At 63.6% G+C, this 17,417-nt stretch carries 12 protein-coding genes, 1 pseudogene and 1 other annotated feature; of the genes and pseudogenes, 4 read left to right on the plus strand and 9 right to left on the minus strand.

Annotated features, from left to right (window positions below):
* Positions 1-367: 367 nt before the first annotated feature.
* Positions 368-1,596, minus strand: a protein-coding gene (locus ASE83_RS07635) for an IS3 family transposase (RefSeq protein ID WP_156352881.1) whose coding sequence is annotated in 2 segments (ribosomal slippage) — positions 368-1,308 and positions 1,308-1,596 — 1,230 coding nt in all. Because the reading frame shifts where the segments join, the coding sequence is not laid out codon by codon here.
* Positions 1,199-1,315: a sequence feature (AL1L pseudoknot), on the minus strand. It overlaps the preceding gene by 117 nt.
* Before the next feature lie 138 nt (positions 1,597-1,734).
* Between ASE83_RS07635 and ASE83_RS18460 the strand changes: the two genes are divergently transcribed.
* Positions 1,735-1,959 carry a hypothetical protein gene (locus ASE83_RS18460; protein ID WP_156352885.1) on the plus strand — a complete coding sequence of 75 codons (225 nt, stop codon included), beginning with the start codon at positions 1,735-1,737 and terminating at the stop codon, positions 1,957-1,959.
* 249 nt (positions 1,960-2,208) lie between these two features.
* Here the strand turns inward: ASE83_RS18460 and ASE83_RS07645 are convergent, their stop codons facing one another.
* Entirely contained in the window at positions 2,209-5,058 is a 2,850-nt protein-coding gene (locus ASE83_RS07645; RefSeq protein WP_235513148.1) for a TonB-dependent receptor, read from the minus strand.
* Between the two features lie 269 nt (positions 5,059-5,327).
* On the opposite strand from ASE83_RS07645, the gene ASE83_RS07650 reads away from it, so the two are divergent.
* The gene (locus ASE83_RS07650) at positions 5,328-6,668 is read left to right on the plus strand and encodes an MFS transporter (RefSeq protein ID WP_055786131.1); all 1,341 of its coding nucleotides are present in this window, start codon (positions 5,328-5,330) and stop codon (positions 6,666-6,668) included.
* Complete coding sequence (locus tag ASE83_RS07655; protein WP_055786134.1) at positions 6,665-8,503, plus strand: hypothetical protein; 1,839 nt, start codon at positions 6,665-6,667, stop codon at positions 8,501-8,503. The genes ASE83_RS07650 and ASE83_RS07655 overlap by 4 nt, the downstream gene beginning before the upstream one ends.
* Before the next feature lie 43 nt (positions 8,504-8,546).
* On the opposite strand, the gene ASE83_RS07660 is transcribed toward ASE83_RS07655, so the two are convergent.
* Genes ASE83_RS07660 through kdgD form a run of 3 tightly spaced genes read right to left on the minus strand, consistent with a single transcriptional unit; the run spans position 8,547 to position 11,941 of the window.
* Positions 8,547-10,049 carry a carboxylesterase/lipase family protein gene (locus ASE83_RS07660; protein ID WP_235513149.1) on the minus strand — a complete coding sequence of 501 codons (1,503 nt, stop codon included), beginning with the start codon at positions 10,047-10,049 and terminating at the stop codon, positions 8,547-8,549.
* A 35-nt stretch (positions 10,050-10,084) separates the two neighbouring features.
* A complete protein-coding gene (locus ASE83_RS07665) occupies positions 10,085-10,972 on the minus strand; it encodes a LysR substrate-binding domain-containing protein (protein ID WP_055786139.1) in 888 nt (295 codons plus the stop codon).
* Positions 10,973-11,005: 33 nt separating this feature from the next.
* Positions 11,006-11,941, minus strand: a complete 936-nt coding sequence (kdgD, locus tag ASE83_RS07670) for a 5-dehydro-4-deoxyglucarate dehydratase (protein WP_055786141.1) — start codon at positions 11,939-11,941, stop codon at positions 11,006-11,008.
* A 194-nt stretch (positions 11,942-12,135) separates the two neighbouring features.
* Here kdgD and ASE83_RS18110 point away from each other — a divergent pair.
* Positions 12,136-12,861 (plus strand): annotated as a pseudogene (locus ASE83_RS18110) (IS5 family transposase).
* A gap of 1,052 nt (positions 12,862-13,913) precedes the next feature.
* Here ASE83_RS18110 and ASE83_RS18115 read toward each other — a convergent pair.
* From ASE83_RS18115 to ASE83_RS07700, 4 genes are all read right to left on the minus strand, one after another.
* On the minus strand, positions 13,914-14,570 hold the full coding sequence (locus ASE83_RS18115; RefSeq protein WP_082443200.1) for a PIG-L deacetylase family protein: 657 nt from the start codon (positions 14,568-14,570) through the stop codon (positions 13,914-13,916).
* Positions 14,567-15,541: an acyl-CoA dehydrogenase gene (locus ASE83_RS07695; RefSeq protein ID WP_156352888.1), complete on the minus strand. Its 975-nt coding sequence runs from the start codon at positions 15,539-15,541 to the stop codon at positions 14,567-14,569. Before ASE83_RS07695 ends, ASE83_RS18115 begins: the two co-directional genes overlap by 4 nt.
* Positions 15,538-16,545 carry a glycosyltransferase gene (locus ASE83_RS18120; RefSeq protein WP_162236598.1) on the minus strand — a complete coding sequence of 336 codons (1,008 nt, stop codon included), beginning with the start codon at positions 16,543-16,545 and terminating at the stop codon, positions 15,538-15,540. Before ASE83_RS18120 ends, ASE83_RS07695 begins: the two co-directional genes overlap by 4 nt.
* Positions 16,546-16,613: 68 nt before the next feature.
* Positions 16,614-17,396: an SDR family NAD(P)-dependent oxidoreductase gene (locus ASE83_RS07700; protein WP_055786153.1), complete on the minus strand. Its 783-nt coding sequence runs from the start codon at positions 17,394-17,396 to the stop codon at positions 16,614-16,616.
* Positions 17,397-17,417: the final 21 nt, after the last annotated feature.

Genomic DNA, 17,417 nt, shown 5'->3' on the forward strand with positions numbered 1-17,417 from the left:
TCAAAGTGGGCATAAAGGCCAGGAAATCTATCAACCTACTGAAAATACACAGGATGTTACGGACACCTCTTCCGCCAAAGCGTCGTACCAGCAGAGCTGGTACGGTTCGATTTTCGATTATCTTCAATGGCTTGTGCCCGGCGTAAGCGTCTATAGACGCGCAAAACGCTCTGTATAACGCTTCAATGCCGATGCGGGCGTCTCTGTTCTTGAAGAGCAAACCGCTAGCACAGTCTAGAACTGGCTGGTTCGACCCAGATGCGGACGTTCAGTGCCTCGTGCCCCGCTCCCACTTTCTGTCATTCGCTCATCTCAACGGGTGTCACAGTGAACCGCACCGGGTCTGCCGGAGGCCTTGGGTTGTGAGTCACGCTGCCATATCGAGGTTGCTTGCGGCAGCATAATATTGCTCTTCGGCTTTGGCAGGCGGGATGTTGCCAATAGGCTCCAGCAGCCGACGATGGTTGAACCAGTCGACCCATTCGAGCGTGGCATATTCGACGGCTTCGAAACTGCGCCACGGTCCACGCCTGTGGATCACCTCCGCCTTGTAGAGGCCGTTGATCGTTTCGGCCAAAGCGTTGTCGTAGCTGTCGCCGACGCTGCCGACCGACGGCTCGATTCCGCCTTCGGCGAGGCGCTCGGTGTATTTGAAGGACACGTATTGCGACCCGCGGTCGCTATGATGGATGAGGCCTCCTCGATGGGCCGGCCGGCGGTCATGAAGTGCCTGCTCAAGGGCATCGAGAACGAAGCTGGCATGCGCCGTCCTGCTTGCTGGCCAGCCAACGATCCGCCTGGCGTAGGTATCGATGACGAAGGCAACATAGACAAACCCCGCGCAGGTCGCGACGTAGGTGAAATCCGACACCCACAGCATGTTCGGTGCTGGCGCGTAGAACCGGCGGTTGACGTGATCGAGCGGGCATGGCGCAGCCTTGTCGCTGACCGTCGTGCGAACAGGCTTGCCCCGGATCACGCCCGCCAAACCCATCTCCCGCATCAGTCTTTGCACGGTGCAGCGCGCTATCGGGAAGCCCTCCCGCATCATCTGCTGCCAGACCTTGCGCACGCCGTAGACCGCGAAATTCTCGGCAAACACGCGCGCGATCTCAGGCTTCAGGGCAACATCCCGCTGCGCCCGTGTCGACAGACGTGTCATGTCCCGTCGCTGCGCGACGCGCTCGTGATAGGTGGATGGGGCGATCGGCAGGACGCGGCAGATCGACTCGACCCCATAAGCATCGCGGTGATCATCGATAAACGCGATCATCGCCGGAACGGGCGGTCGAGCTCCGCCTGAGCAAAATATGCCGACGCCTTGCGGAGAATCTCGTTGGCCTGCCGCAGCTCGCGGACTTCGCGCTCCAGCACCTTCACCTTGTCGGCGACTTCGGTCGGGACACCGGCACGCCTACCGCTATCAACCTCGGCCTTCTTCACCCAATCAAACAACGTCTGCGGAACGCAGCCAATCTTCTCTGAGATCGAAACGATAGTAGCCCAGCGTGACGGATGATCAGCCTCGTGATCCAGCACCATACGCACCGCGCGCTCGCGGACCTCGGGCGCAAATTTGTTCGTCGTCTTGCTCATACAGGCTCCACCTTCTCAGGAGTTGGATCCTCCGGCAAACCCGGCGCGGTTCACAGGGTATTAACCGTTCAGTGTTAAATAAATTTCGATATAATCAACTTATCAATCAAGCCTATGGTAAAATATATACTTGCCAACATGCAATATCCGACCGTACTTTCCTGCGAGAGTGAACAGTTTCGCGTGATCTACGGCTTTGGTGCGCAGATTGCGCGCAAGGCGCGGGCTACCCGCGACGCAATGTCATCCCGTTTCGTGGGCAACAAGCAGGTTGAACGGAAAAGAATGACCGCAAGCAACCAAGCGGCTATTGCTCATCTCAACTTATCCGAAATACCCGGTAGCGAGCGCCAAATCGGTTGAGCCACTACCATCTGCGCCAGTAGGCTTGCGGTGATAGTGCTCAATTAGTTGCGATTGCCGCTTGTCCACTATCCCTGCAAGTCAGAGACGCAAACTGGTGGATCGACGCTCGCATTCTGTCGTCTAACGATTTCGTCGACAAGGCACGTAGAGGCTGCCCAACTGCGGATGCGTTCATGCGTAAAAAAGGACCGCCCCCAACAGGGGGCGGCCAAGTTGGCGTAGTGGAGAGAGCCCCTACGCTGTACCTCAGAATGCGTAGCGTGCGCCGAGGAGCAATTGCCGGCCGCTATGGGTGCGCACGTTCAACCGATTGCTTTCGTCCACGAACTGGTCGTTGAACGTGTCGGTGATGTTGATCGCCTCCAAACTGAGCTTGAATGCGTCCGTGACGTTGTAAGAAACCTGCGCGTCGAAATTGGTCGTGCCGCTGGTGCCGTTGTAGCTGTTGCCCTCGGTGCCAGGTACCGCCGTCAGATAGCGCGAGCGGTAGGCGACCGACCCGCGGATGGAGAAGCGTGGCGTCTCGAAATACAGTGTACCGTTGGCGGCGTGCTTTGACAGGCCGATCAGGGGCTGGGTCACGCTGCCGGTGCCGGTCAGGTAGCTGATGTTCGAATCGACATAGGTATAGTTCGCCAACACGCCGAAGTTCTGGAGGAATCCCGGCAGGAACGTCAGCGGCTGCTGCAAGTTCAACTCAAATCCCTTGAGCTTACCGCCGTCCGAGTTGACCGGGCGGCTGACGATGAACACGTCAGTCGGCAGCGCCGAGGTGCCGGCAAGAATCGATGCCGGCAGGCCGAGATCGCTGAACGGCACGTCGACGCTCAGCGTCTGGACGAAGGTGCTGATGTCCTTTTGGAAGAAGGAGGCGGCATAGAGTGCGCCGCGTGTCGGATACCATTCGATCGCGATATCGACATTGGTCGATTCGGTGGGTTTGAGGTCGGGGTTGCCGCTCGAGAAGCCGCGATTGCCGCCCGAGATCGACACGTTGCCACCGGGCGACAACGACCCGATGCCGGCGCGCGCGATCGTCTTGGCCGCGCCGAGGCGAAACAGCAGCGTGTTGGTGATGTCCCACACGATGTTGCCCGACGGCAACCAATTCTCATAATCGCGCTCGGCAACGACGAGGTCGAATGCGGTGCCGCGGCTGGCATAGCCGGTCGAGCGCTGGTCGGTGCGGACATAGCGCACGCCGATGTCGCCACGCACCGGCAACCCTGCGTCGGCGAGGTTGAACTCGCCCATTGCCCAGAGACCAGTGTCTTCCTCGCGCACGGTGGTGTACGATCCTCGCGCCGACGTCGCCTCGACGCCGCCGGTCGCGTAGAGCGGGTTGGAATAGAGGCCGTAGAGCCGCTCGAATGCGGCGAGGTCCGGGACGATCCAGCCGCCGGGCGTGCCGGCAGGCACATCGATCCCCTTGCCGAAGCCATCATACAGACGGGTGCCGGCGGCGATCTGCGCCGGAGTCAGCGTCTGGACGACGCTTTCGCCCGAGGTGCGGCGACGTTCGGTTGAGTCATAGTCGAACCGCCGCCAGTCCGCGCCGACCTTCAGCTTGACCGCATCGGTCGCCTTCCATTCGAGGAAGCCCTTGGCGTTCAGGAAGCTGTTGGTGACGGTCTGCGGGCGGATACGGACTTCGGAGGTGCCGTTGGTGAAGGCGAAGGTCGCGGGGTTGGCGATGTCGACGCCGGGCCGGATCGTCGGAAAGCGGGTCGAGAAGTCGTAGAAGAACCCCTGCGTGTTTGCGGCGTCGAGCGTCACCGTCGTCTGGATCGGATTGCGGAAGTCCGACAGCGCATAGCCGACCACACCGCCGATCTTTACACGCTCGCCCAAGTCCTGTGCGAGCGTGCTGGTCACCTGGTAGAAGTCGGTGGTCAGCTTGTCGAAGCGCGCCTGGGTGCGCAGGTCGACGTTGTCGAACGTCCCCGAGACGATGTTGTTGTTCTCGTCGACCACGCCCGACCGGATGATCGTCTGCGGCTTGCCGGTGCCTGAGCGGCTGAAGCCGATCGCCTGGAACTGCGATTCGGTGCGCGTCCCGTCGAGCCGCGAATAGAGGCCGTCGATCGTCAGCAGCGTCGCATCGGTCGGCTGAAATTGCAGCGACAGCGCGGCGCCCAGCCGTTCCTGTTCGATGTCATAGCTGACGAGGCCGGGGATGCGTGGGTGGAACAGCGCGGTATCGGGGTTGGGGTCGTTGATTTGCGCGATCGTCTTGCCCGCAATGGTCGAGCGGGGGTCGAAGCCGCCGTTGAACCCGCCATAGGTCCAGCGCGTGATGTTCGCCCCCTCCTCGCGCAGCTTGCGCTGTTCATAGGCAATCGAGAGCAGCACGCCGAAGCGCCCATCGGACGAAGTCGTCGTGAGCAGCGTCGAGACACGCGGCGTCACCTTTTCCGACAGGTCATTGTAGCTTGCTTGCGCCGAGACAACCGCGGTCGCTTCCTTGAAGTCGAACGGTCGCGCGGTCTGGAGATCGACCGTGGCACCGAGCGATCCTTCCTCGACATCGGCGGTCGCGGTCTTGCGCACGGCGAGACTGTTGAAGAGGTCGGACGAAAATATGTTGAAGTCGAACCCGCGCCCGCGGTTCACGCCGCCCGAATTGTCGGTGCCGCCGGTAGTGCCGATCGCTTCCATCCCGTTGATGCGCACGCGGGTATATTCGGGGCCAAGGCCGCGAACCGAGATGTTGCGCCCTTCTCCGTTCACCCGGCTGATCGCGACGCCGGGGATACGTTGGAGCGATTCGGCGAGGTTCAGGTCGGGGAACTCGGCGATGTCCTCTGCCTTGATCGCATCGATCGCCGACGTGCTGTTGCGCTTGATGTTGATCGCACTGGTTAGGCTCTCGCGAAAACCAGTGACGACGATCTCCGCCTCGGCGGTGTCGGTCACGTCGGCTTCTTCAGGAACGGCGGGCGATTGCGGCGGGGTGGCGGTGTCGCCCTGCTGCCCCGCCGCACGGGCCGCCTTCTCCACATTGGTCTCGGGCATGCCCTGTGCCGATGCGATGCCGGGGGCCACCAGCGCGCTGGTGACGACGAGCAGATGGCGAAATTTCGTGATGCCGGCCATGGATCATCCCCTCAATTGGCCGGCGTCTGCGGCCGGCTTGTCTGAGCCTTGCCTATCCGCAGCGAAGCGTCGGACGCCAATTCCGATTCCGCATCGATCATTGCGCCGATCGCGTCATCTGCCCGCGCTAAACCAACGATGCGAACACTATCCAGCCGAAACGTGGCTGGATCATGTGCCTATTTGACTTGGACCCCGCCCCCGCCTGCCACTAGCGTCGGTCGCAACGACAAGGGCCGGAGCCGCATCCGGCGGACAGGGAGAGAGCGATGACGGTTCAGTCGGTTACGGGCATCGCCGCGGACAGCGCACACCCAACGCATGTCCGCTACCGAATCATCGCGCTGATCTTCCTAATCACGTCGATCAACTATGCCGACCGGGCGACCTTCTCGATCGCGGGCAGCGCGGCATCGGCCGAGCTGGGTCTGTCGCCGGTCGCGACCGGATACATATTGTCGGCGTTCGCATGGGCCTATGTGATCGCGCAGGTGCCGGGCGGCGCGCTGCTCGACCGGTTCGGGACGCGGCGGGTCTATGCTGCCGCCATCGCTTTATGGTCGGCATTCACCGCGACACAAGGGTTCGTTGGGCTGATCCCGGGCGTCTCGGCAATCTCGATGCTGTTCGGCTTGCGCTTCCTCGTCGGGATGGCGGAGGCGCCGAGCTTTCCCGGTAACGCGCGGCTGGTCGCGGCGTGGTTTCCGGGGCGCGAACGAGGTACCGCTTCGGCGATCTTCAATTCGGCACAATATTTCTCGCTGGTCGCGTTCGCGCCGTTCATGGGGTGGCTGGTCCATGACTTCGGTTGGCGATCTGTGTTCTTCGCAATGGGCGCGATCGGTGTCGTCGCGGCAGCTGTGTTTATCCGTTACATCCACAGCCCGGTGCGCCATCCGGCGATCAACGCCGCAGAGATGGAACTGATCGAGGCGGGCGGCGGGCTGGTGCGAATGGAGGATGCGGCGGCGAACCGCGTGTCGACCTTCACGTGGACGAACGTGCGGCAGTTGCTGGCCAGCCGGATGATGATCGGCATCTATCTCGGGCAATATTGCATCAACGTGCTGACCTACTTCTTCGTCACCTGGTTCCCGATCTATCTGGTCAAGGAACGCGGGCTGAACATCATGGAGGCGGGGTTCGCCGCCGCGCTGCCCGCGCTGTGCGGCTTCGCGGGCGGGTTGCTTGGGGGATTTCTCTCCGACCGGCTACTGGCGCGCACCGGATCGCTTGACACCGCGCGCAAGCTCCCGCTGCTGGTCGGCATGGTGCTGGCCAGCGCAATCATCGGCTGCGTGTTCGTCGAGGCGCAGTGGATGGTCGTCGCGCTGATGTCGCTGGCGTTCTTCGGCAAGGGCGTGGCGTCGCTCGGCTGGGCGGTGATGTCCGACGTCGCGCCGCGCGAGCTGGCGGGAACCGCCGGTGGTGTCTTCAACATGTTCGGGAACGTGGCGGGCATCGTGACGCCGATCGTGGTCGGCTATATCGTCGCGGCGACCGGATCGTTCGATCTGGCGCTGGTGTTCGTCGGGGCGCACTGCCTGCTGACCATCGTCGCCTTCTACGGCATCGTCGGGCCGATCCGTCGGCTGGAGCTGACCAAGTGATCGCGCGGCGGGGAGTTCTTGTCGGTGCGGGGGCGAGCCTGCTGCTGCCCGCCGCCGCGCGAGCCGCGACGCCGGTCCTGCGGATCGCCACGCCGATGACGCCCCCGCGCTGGGCGGTGCTGCAACGCGAGCTGCTCGCCGCCAATGCCGCCGCCTGCCGCGCATATTTCGCGAAGTACGTCGACGCTCGGGGTTATCTGCAGACATTCCCGCGCTGGGGAGCGAACGACGGGCCGGACGATGCGGCGGAGGCTACCAACGACTGGGAATTGCTCCACGCACTGGGCGGGGCGGACGATGTGCTGACAATGGCGCGCCGCTTCTGGGAGGGGCATCTGCGCCAATATGCCGCCGCGCGGACAGTCGATGTCGCGATCGCGCGGGGCGGCATGTATCACCGCGAGTTCCCGGTGCAGATGGACTGGCAGCATAATTCGGAAGGGCTGACCGGGTTCAACCGCATGGGGCTGAATACGCCCGGCGACGCGAGGCTGATCGAACGCACTTGCCGCTTCGCCGATTTCTATACCGGAGCCGATCCCACCGCCCCCAACTACGACCCGCGCTACCGCATCGTCCGGAGCGCGATGAACGGTAGCCGCGGACCGATGCTCCATCCCGCGAGCGCGCTCGACTGGGCGGGTGATCCGTTCGACACCACACGATTCCGCTTGGAGCATGGCGAAGAGAATTACGCGCAGACGCTGGGGCATTATGCCGAATATATGGAGGTGGTCGGCGACACGCCGCTCAACACCCATTGCACGATGCTGGGCCTCAACGCCTATGCGCTGGGCGGGGGCGAGCGCTATCGGCGCTGGGTGCTCGACTATCTGGACGGCTGGGTCGAGCGGGCACGGGCGAACGACGATATCCTGCCAAGCAACGTCGGGCTCGACGGGACGATCGGCGGGTCGGCCGGCGGGCGCTGGTGGGGCGGGGTCTATGGTTGGGGCTTCTCCCCGCTGGTACCGCAAACGGGCGCGCGCGAGAACCGCAACCGCGTGCTGCGCGCCCTGCCCGCCTTTCTCAACGGCACGCTGCTGACCGGCGACGGCGCCTATATCGAGCTGTGGCGGCGGCAGCGCGACCGGATCGAGGCGGCCGGGCGAACGATCGACGGCGAATGGCATACGCCCACCATGTACGGCGCCAACGGCTGGTACGGGTGGACGCAGGGGGCGCACCGCACCAACGGGTTCGAAATCTGGTACGTCACCCAGTCGGCGGAGGATCGCGCGGCGGCGGGCGAGCATCCATGGGTCGCGTTCCTCGAAGGGCGCAACCCCACCTATCCCGAAACTGCGCTCAAGGCGGACCTGCAGCGGGTGCGCGACCGGCTGGCGCTGGTGGAGGGTGACACGACGCTGCCCGCCAACCGGCTGGCCGACTGGACGCTGGACAAGAACCCGGCGAGCGTCACCGCGTTAATCCAGCAGACCACCGGCGGGCTGCACATCGCGCGTCCGCCATGGTCACCGACATCGCCACCGCAAGGGGGGGTGCCACTGCATTGCCGGCTGCGCTGGTTCGACGTGACAAAACGCCGCGCGGGCTTGCCCGACGGCGTGGCGGCGCTGGTCGGGCGAATGGACGATCGGCAGGTCGATGTGACGCTGGTCAACCTGTCCGACGCCCCCCGCACCGTGGCGATGCAAGGCGGGGCATGGGCCGAACACCGGCTGGATCGGGTGACGATCGACGGGCGCAGCGTCGACGTGCCCGCGCGGGGCGTGACCATACGGGTGGAACCGGGCTGCGGCGCGCGGATCGCCGTGACAATGCGGCGCTACGCGCAGACACCGACGCTCGCCTTTCCATGGGACCGGACCTGAACCGGCCAGCCTTCCCCGCCGGTCGGGCATGGTCGGGCGGGCATTATCCGCCGGGCTTAATATAGGGCGCGATGGCGAACAGCAGGCGTTCGTCGCGGCGCGGATCGCCGACGACGCGGGTCTGGCGGTCGAACACCATCGTCGCCCGTTCGGGCAGCGTGAAGCGCGGCCAGACAGGCAGCGTGCCGCCGTTCGGATCGCCCGTCGCGGCGAAGCGGACAAAGGCATCGGCCATCGCCGCCGATACACCCCGTGCGGCCGGACCGTTGCCGGTCGCGGCATCGGGCAGCGCTGTGTTGGCGAAGACCAGCGGGATGTCGAGCGTGTGATAGGCACCCAGCGCCCCGCCACCCTCCGGTGCCGGCAGGTCAAGCTGGTACATCCAGGTCGGCCCGTTCAACGCGGCGCGTGCTTCTGCCTGGATCAAGTGGCCGGGCCACGACCGGCCCGCGGTCGAGGCGGCGAGTAATATCTGTCCGGGCGTGCGATCGGGGTACATGGCACGATAGCGTTCGACCACGAAGGCCGGGTCCATGTCCTTAACCATCTGCGCCGACAGCCGATCCGGCAGGTTCGTCCAGTCGGTATCGCCCTTCAACAGGATATCGCGCAGCCAGCCGCCGGTTTCGTCGCGGGTGTTGCCGCAGATCAGCGGGATATGCGCCGCCTCACGCGGAGCGTCGGGGACGAAGGGATGCCGCGTCAGGACGTGGTGGTCGAGCGTCGAAGTAAAACTGATCTCGCCCTTGTCCTCGATCGGGTCGGGCGTAGCCATCGCCGCGACCAGTCGCTCGATCGGCAGTACCGCGAGTTCGGCGACGCTGCGCGCGCCAGCCCGTTCCATCCATGTCCGCGCGCGGCGCGTCGCGTTGCGCGGGCCGGCGGCGGTCACGTGCTGCCCGCTCATCGTCGCGGCACGGTGAAACAGCGGGCGCGCCTCGGCCATCGCCATCAGCGTCACCACCTTGGCACCGCCCCCCGACTGACCGAAGATCGTCACCCGTGCCGGATCCCCGCCGAAGCGCGCGATATTGTCGCGCACCCAGGCAAGCGCGAGCATGATGTCGAGATTGCCGACATTGCCCGATTCCACCGGTCCGCCCAGCGACGCGAGATAGGCGTAGCCCAGCCCGGCCAGCCGGTGATTGAGCGTGACGACCACGACATCGCCCCGCCGCGCGAGGTTCCCGCCATCGGTCAGCGGATCGCTGCCCGAGCCATGCGCATGGGCACCGCCGTGAAGATAGACCATTACCGGTCGCCGTGCGGCATCGGGCGCGGGCGTCCAGACGTTCAGGAACAGACAGTCCTCGGACGTCGGCTCGGTCGGCCGGCTCTGCGGCGCTGCTGCACCATAGCGCGTGGCATCGGCAACGCCCTGCCACGGGGTCGGCGGCACCGCCCTGGCGAAGCGACGCGGTGCGGTATCGGCGCCGTAGCGGATTCCCCGGAACACGGCGATGCTGCCCTCGCGCATCCCGCGGACACGACCATAAGCGGAGGCGACGACCGGATCGGCGGGTGCACCGCGTGCCGCGACTGGCACTAACGCCAGACCGGCAAGAACACTGCGCCGGTCGATCACGCTACCACGTCAGCGCACAGCCGCCTCATGGGGTCGAGCGCCGGATTGGCATTGTCGCGCCGCCACGCCAGATGCAGTTCGACCGGCTGCGGCGGATCGGTGACCAGCGGCCGGAACTGCACGTCGAGCAGGTGCAGGCCCGTCGCCGATTCCGGCACGATCGCGGCGGCTAGGCCGGCATGGACCAGGCCCAGCATCGAATGGATCTGCGTCACATGCTGGACGTAATCGGGCACGACCCCGGCCCGGTCGAACAGCCCGGCGAGCAGCGCATGGAAATACCCCGCCCCCCGCCTGGCGTACATGATGATCGGCGTCGTATCGAAATCCGCCAGAATGAAGTCGGCCTGTCCCGCACGGGCATCGCCGGGCGGCAGCGCCACGACCAGCGGTTCGTGACGGACCGCCAGGGTCTCGAATTCGTGCCGGTCGACCGGGGGACGAACGAAGGCGATGTCTATAAGCCCGGTCAGCAACGCCTCGACCTGATCGGTCGTCACCATCTCGTGCAATTCGAGCTGGATATTGGGCAGCGCCATACGCGCTTGCGCCACCACCTGCGGCACCAGCGTATAGCCCGATACGGCGGTGAAGCCGATCGCGACGCGGCCCTCGTCGCCCTTCGCCACCCGCCGCGCCGCCAGCGCCGCGCTTTCGGACAGGCGAACGATGCGCTTGGCCTCTACCAGGAACAGCCGCCCGGCGGGGGTCAGCGCGACGGTGCGGCTGGTGCGTTCGAGCAGCGTCACGTCGAGGATGCGTTCGAGCAACTGGATCTGGCGGCTGAGCGGCGACTGGGTCATGTTCAGCCGCACCGCCGCGCGGCCGAAATGGAGTTCCTCGGCGGCGGCGACGAAACAGCGGAGCTGGCTCAGTTCGAACATGGGCACCATGCTAGGACGCCCGCGCCACACTGGCTAGGCGGCGGCGCGAACGGGGGCGCGAACACCCTCGATCAGCGTGTGCAGTTCGGCGTCCTCTTCGGCCGACAGGTCGGTTAGCGGGCTGCGCACCGGCCCGGCATCCTGCCCGACGATCCGCATCCCGGCCTTCACGATGGACACCGCATAGCCCGCGCCGCGATTGCGTAGGGTGATATAGGGCAGGACGAACTGCTTCAGTTCGGCCAGCACCGTTGCATGATCCTGTGCCCGGACCGCTGCATAGAAAGCCAGCGCCCATTCGGGCAGGAAGTTGAAGATCGCCGAGGAGTAGGTGGTGACGCCCATCGTCAGATAGGGCGTGGCAAAGGTCTCTGCGGTCGGCAGGCCGCCGATATAGGTCAGGCGGTCGCCCATGCGGGCGTGGATGCGCGTCATCAGCTCAATGTCGCCGACGCCGTCCTTATACCCGACAAGATTTGGATTGCGCTCGCACAGCCGGGCCAGTGTCTCGTCGTCGACCACGGCATTGTCGCGGTTGTAGACGATGACGGCAAGGCCGGTCGCACGGCACACCCGTTCGATATGCGCGGCAAGCCCGGCCTGTTTCGATCCGACTAGATAGGGCGGTAGCAGCAACAGCCCGTCAGCGCCGGCCGCCTCCGCATCGCGGGCGATGCCGACCGCGATCTCGGTGCCGTAACCGCATCCGGAGATGACGGGCACCTTGCCCTGCGAAGTGTCGACCGCCGCTGCGACGACGCGGGCGACCTCAGCCGGTGTCAGTGAAAAGAATTCGCCGGTGCCGCCCGCTGCGAACAGGCCAGTTAGCGGGTGCGACAGCATTGATGCACAATGCGCGCGATACGCATCCTCAACGAAACGCCCCTCACTGTCGAAATGGGTGACGGGAAAGGACAGCAGCCCCCCGCCCATGCGGCGCATCATCGTGGTCGGATCGGTGGTGGCCATGGAGCTTCCCGTGTTCGTTCGCGGATGACCGATCGGTCGCCCTGTCGTTCGCTGGGGTATCAAGCGGCGTGGAGAGGGTCCAAACCAAACAACGGTTGGATCGATGCGCTATCGGACTGGATCGTGAAGACTAGGGTCAAGACCCATGGATGTGAGGGCGGCGATTTGATGCAGGCTCCGTACGAAGACTGGTGATGAACGACCTGTCTTGGCTGACGGACCAGCAGATGGAGCGGCTGCGTCCGTTCTTTCCCAAGAGCCACGGCAAACTGCGCGTCGATAACCGCCGGATGTTGAGCGGCATCGGGTTCGTCAACCGCAACGGACTGCGCTGGCGCGAGGCGCCAGCCGCCTACGGCCCGCCCAAGACGTTCTATAATCGGTGGAAGCGCTGGGTATAGGCAGGCGTGTTCACGCGAATGATGGAAGGCTTGGCAGCGGCGGATGCTGAGCCGAATACGGTGATGATCGACACGACCTACCTCAAGGCGCACCGCACGGTATCAAGCCTGCGGGTGGAAAAAGGGGCCTCGGCCGCCTGAGTGGTCGCACCAAAGGCGGTATGAACACGAAGCTCCATGCCATCGCCGATGCGGACCGCCGCCCGTCGAGCTTCTTCATGACGGCTGGCCTAGTCAGCGACTACACCGGCGCAATGGCTGCTCGGTGACCGCGGCTACGACGCTGACTGGTTCAGAGACGAGCTCTAGGCAAGAAGCATCCAGCCATGCATCCCGGGCTGGTGATCCCGCAACGAGCCCGTCAGATATGACAAGCGCCGCTACCGGCGTCGCAGCCGCATCGAGATCATGTTCGGCCGCCTGAAAGACTGGCGCCGCGTCGCCACCCGTTACGATCGCTGCCCCGCCGCCTTCTTCTCAGCCATCGCTCTCGCGGCCACCGTCGTCTTCTGGCTGTGATCAGCGAGTCCTGACCCTACACCGTACGAGGGTTACAACGAGTCATCGGTTTACCCGGTCTGAAGCGCGGGACCGACAGAGAGCAATGGAAAGCTCCCGCATTGTTTTGAGCGAAATTATGGGCGAGTCGAACGACAGGGCACATCAAGTAGCGCGCGCTAAAAAGGCATGGCTGGCAGCAAATACTGCGACCGACCCAGCTATTGCAACAATCTATCGCCAATTATCGCACCGGTATCTGACGTCTGCCAATGATAATTTCTGTACATGTCTCGCAACGTCACCGCGTCGACAATCACCTGGTTCAGCGTCTCGACTATTTCGAGCGCTAACAGCGCGTTTTAAGCTTGCCGTGGAGTTGTATGTTACGATATTCGACCTTGTACTGTGGCTACGCTTCCGAAACAGAAGGCTCTGTCGACTTCTTGGTCATGTCGGACGCCCTTGATATTCTTTGGGTTATGGTGGCTTCCATCAGCCAAGGCGCCTGCATGACAGAACGATCCAGTGAGTGGTTTGGCGCACCGTCCTGACCGTCCAGCGCTCGCCGGTAGCGTCTAAAAACCGGCGCTGAAGCCCGGCGGCATGCTGTGCAAAATCAGGAAAGTCGATCCGATGGTGTGCCAGAATTAGCATACCGCCCTGCCGGAGTGCGGCCCCGATATCACGTGCCGTTCGCTTCATGGCGAGTGGCGACAGGTAGTATATTACCTCGGCGACCAACACCGCGTCGTACTGCTTACGCGGCAATCTCGCGGGCACGGCCAAGCGTATCGCGCGGGCGCGAGGGCGGGATGAACCAATCGCGCTTGCGACCAGTGCCGTGCCGCTCCGCGTCGCCTCCGTCGCATCAAGGCGTAAGGCCCGAGGCGCGATCGCGGCACTGTTAGAGCCGTTTCCTGCCGCCAGCTCCAATACTCTCCCCCACGGTCCAGCTCCCATCCCGTGTAGGATCGCAGTCCGCTTCAGCGCCTCGTCAGCATCCTTGAAGGTCCGCCAAGGATCTGCGTCGTGAGCGAACTTGGCCTCAAAGCCGCTTAGAGTGATAGCCTTCATCGACCTTCGTCCACAAATATCTCGTAGGGACCGCTGAAGGCGGCAATCTGTGCACGCGTCATGGCGAACCCGTCGGGATCGTCGGTAATTCGGCCGGCCTGCGTCTTATAGCGCTTAATCGCGCTGCATTTTGCTAGCCGTTCCTGCCCGCTTAGCGGCATCGCGAAATGCCGGTGCAAGCGGACTCCGGCTGGCCACACGGGATAGGCGAGGCGCCGTACGCCCGACCGGTCGGCGGCCGCGACCGCCATGGCTGTCACCCGGTGATCCGCGTGGTGATCACGAGCCGACGGCGCGAGTACGAGCAACGGCGTGGGCGCTCGTCGCATCTCCCTCGCGATGCGATGACGGGCCTGGCTAGCGAAGACCGGCAGTTCCCCGTCAGGCATACCAAGGAATTGAATCTTGCCGGCTGGTACGCCGATCAGGCGCATCGCCCGGAGAGTTTCGCGCTGGCGTTCGCACACCAGCCTGTCGCGCGGCCAGCGCGAGCTACCGCGATGTGAGGCATGCCCATCGGTCACGACGACAATGCGGACCTCGACACCGCGCCGGCGTAACCGTGTTATAAGCGCATACGCACCGATAGCCTCATCGTCCGGATGAGGCGCTACGATCAGCAGACAGCGTGGCTTGCCGATCCTTATAGTCACAGCGAGGGGTTCAACACGCCCGAAGCAACCGCTGCGCCGACCCTCATGCGCTGCGCGTCAGGACCGGGCTGACGCAAGTACATCGACAGGTCGGTTATCGTCGCGGCGAGCGGATGCGAAACAAACAGCGCGGATACGCCTACTGCCTCTTGCGCTAGCGCCAATGCGCGTCCGCCCGCGTCATAAACCGCCGTACGTGCCGCTGAGACCAGCGGCAGGCGGGTTGTTTCGTCACCAAACCATCCTTTGGCTGCGTTCCGAACGGAACCAGACGCCGTTTCCGCCAGCCCGTATAAGTCTGCCAGCCGGCCCGCCTGATGCGGATCGTCGGTGCGTCCCGTCGCTACCAGATGGTCCCGCGTCTGGTCGACCAACGCCGCTATGCCGCCTGCCTGCACCGCCGCAAACCGCATCGCGCCTCCGCTGAACCATGGCTCCCGCACATAGTCGCCTGGCTGCCCGATAAGATCGTTGGGTCGTATATGATCGCCGTCCCAGCAAACGATATGCGTCTCCGAACGCTGCATACCGATGACCTGCCAGAATTTGCGATCGATTGTCGGCGGGGTGCGGACCAGATCGACGAGAATGAGCTGGCGTCCCCCGTTCCCTTCGACGGTGACAAGGGCGTGGGTCACCATGCCCGCGCCGGATGCAAAGCTCTTGCCACCCTCAAGTCGACCCTCTTTCAACACGAGCGGTTTGCCCGGCAGGTCGGCGTTCCACACCCCAACGATACCGCCAGCTGCAACCGCGTCGACAAGCCGCGTGCGCTGCTCCGCACTGCCGTAGCGCGAAACGATCTGGAGAGCATCGACCTGCCCTTCGAACAATCGCCCGAGCGGGAGATCCTTACGTCCCGCTGCAAAAAGTACACGCAGCAGATGTAACAGTGCCTCCTGGTCGGAAGGATCATGAAGCGTTCGGAGCGCTCGCGTCTGCTCACCGATTGTAAATGCCAAATCGATCATATCGCACGCTCGCATCCAGTCAGAAAGTCAAGCTCGCGCTCGGCGACAGCAAGTGAGACAGTTCGCATGCCACCTGGAGGCTCCGGCACGATCCGCATCGCGAATGCCTCCGCATTGGGGCAATCACGCGCTACGCCGCGGACATGATCGTGAGTCAAACCAACGACCGCAGCGGCAAGATCGAGCCGATCCAAGGCATGTGCAGCCCGTACCTCTGCTTGCCGACGGTACTGCCATACCATGTCGCCCGGATGAGCGACTTGGATCGTCTCCGCTTCGGCGCCCTTTAGCGCGCGCAGCACGTCAGCCAAGCCCCCCGAAGCACGGCCGACGTGCCGCGCCGATGTATGGACTATACAGGCAGCGTCCCGCCGGACACGAAAGCCGGCGCGCGCGGCGTCATCAATAAGCCGCGCATCTTCTCCGTTCGGTAGCGGCGCGAACCCGCCCAGCGATCTGTACACCTCGGCGCGAATACCGATGTTCGCACCGCCGACGTGATGGTGGACGCTTGCCGCCTCCCAAGGCACTGGATCAAGGCGTCGTCGCAGTACGGCCATGCGATCGTAATAGGCCTCGACGCGGTTCTGCAGCAGATTGGCACTGCCTTCTACTCGCACGATCTTGCCAACCACGACGTCCGCTCGATGCAACGCGTTTAACATCGCTGACAACCAGTCTGAGCCAGGAGTGCTGTCAGCATCAGTCGACAGTAGAAGGCCCTCCCCTATTCCTAGTGCGCGCAAGCCCAACTTCATTGCGCGATGACGGGCGATGCCGACATTGCCGCTTGGCCGCTCCTCCTGCTTGATCGTCACGCGGTGTTTCGATCTTCCCTGATATGCCAAGGCTATGTCGGCGCTGGCATCGACGCATCCGTCCAACATGAGGCAGATGTTGAGACTATCGCGACCATTCCATCCTAACGCGTCCAGCGCGTCGAACAGCTTGGGCAACTCTTCTTCCTCGTTCTGAACGGGAATACAGATAGCGATGGCGATCAAAAAAGCCCCTCTGCTGCAAATGGGGCAGAGCGACCCGATCCATTTTGATCGCGCCAGCCGCCATCTGGTTATTTGCCGCTGCCCGGTTCGGCCATCTTGCGGTGCTGCTCGGCCAACACCGATGCGGGTACGACATTGGCGATGACCCCTTGAACCTTGGCCTTCCAACCGGAGAAGACCGAAGGCTTACCGTCCATCAGTGCCTGCCAGCCATCCTTTGCTACATCGGCGGGATCGCGTTTGTCTGGATCGGTGCCGACCGAAGTATCGCTCATGTCGGCCCGGTCGAAGAACTCCGTATCAACCGGCCCCGGCATCAACGTCGTGAGCTGAACGCCGTCCAAATCCTTGATCTCATTGCGCAGCGCTTCGGTAAAGCTGTCTACGAAAGCCTTGCTCGCATTGTACACCGCTTGGAACGCGCCGGGGATGTAGCCCGCAACCGATCCCGTTACGAGTACCTTGCCGTCATTGCGCGCGACCATAGCAGGCATCGTCTTGTGCAGCAGATAGAGTGTGCCAACGATGTTGGTGTCGACCACGTGGCGCCAGTCGGCGACCGACTGATCGAGAAAGCCGTGTCCGAACCCGTGACCGGCATTGGCGCAGATTAAGTCGATCTTCCGGCCGCTGGCTGCTGCGAGGAGCATATCAACTCCCTCAATCGTCGAAAGATCGGCTTGGACTGCCGTCACCTGCGTGCCGAATTGTTCGAAATCCTTGGCGGCAGATTCGATAAGCGCCTCATCGGCAGCAATCAGTATGTCGTAGCCGTCCTTGGCGGCGAGCGTTGCCAGTTCGAACCCAATGCCCGTCGAGGCGCCGGTGATGATAGCAAACTTATCGGCCATGATCTATTATCCTCTCGGGCG

The organism is Sphingomonas sp. Leaf32, from assembly GCF_001421765.1.
Classification (GTDB): domain Bacteria; phylum Pseudomonadota; class Alphaproteobacteria; order Sphingomonadales; family Sphingomonadaceae; genus Sphingomonas.

What these genes read in the sequence shown, in the direction of transcription:
- ASE83_RS18460 (WP_156352885.1), top strand. Translation starts at nt 1,735, where the DNA reads ATGCAATATCCGACCGTACTTTCCTGCGAGAGTGAACAGTTTCGCGTG.
- ASE83_RS07645 (WP_235513148.1), bottom strand. Translation starts at nt 5,058, where the DNA reads ATGGCCGGCATCACGAAATTTCGCCATCTGCTCGTCGTCACCAGCGCG.
- ASE83_RS07650 (WP_055786131.1), top strand. Translation starts at nt 5,328, where the DNA reads ATGACGGTTCAGTCGGTTACGGGCATCGCCGCGGACAGCGCACACCCA.
- ASE83_RS07665 (WP_055786139.1), bottom strand. Translation starts at nt 10,972, where the DNA reads ATGTTCGAACTGAGCCAGCTCCGCTGTTTCGTCGCCGCCGCCGAGGAA.
- kdgD (WP_055786141.1), bottom strand. Translation starts at nt 11,941, where the DNA reads ATGGCCACCACCGATCCGACCACGATGATGCGCCGCATGGGCGGGGGG.
- ASE83_RS07695 (WP_156352888.1), bottom strand. Translation starts at nt 15,541, where the DNA reads ATGATCGATTTGGCATTTACAATCGGTGAGCAGACGCGAGCGCTCCGA.
- ASE83_RS07700 (WP_055786153.1), bottom strand. Translation starts at nt 17,396, where the DNA reads ATGGCCGATAAGTTTGCTATCATCACCGGCGCCTCGACGGGCATTGGG.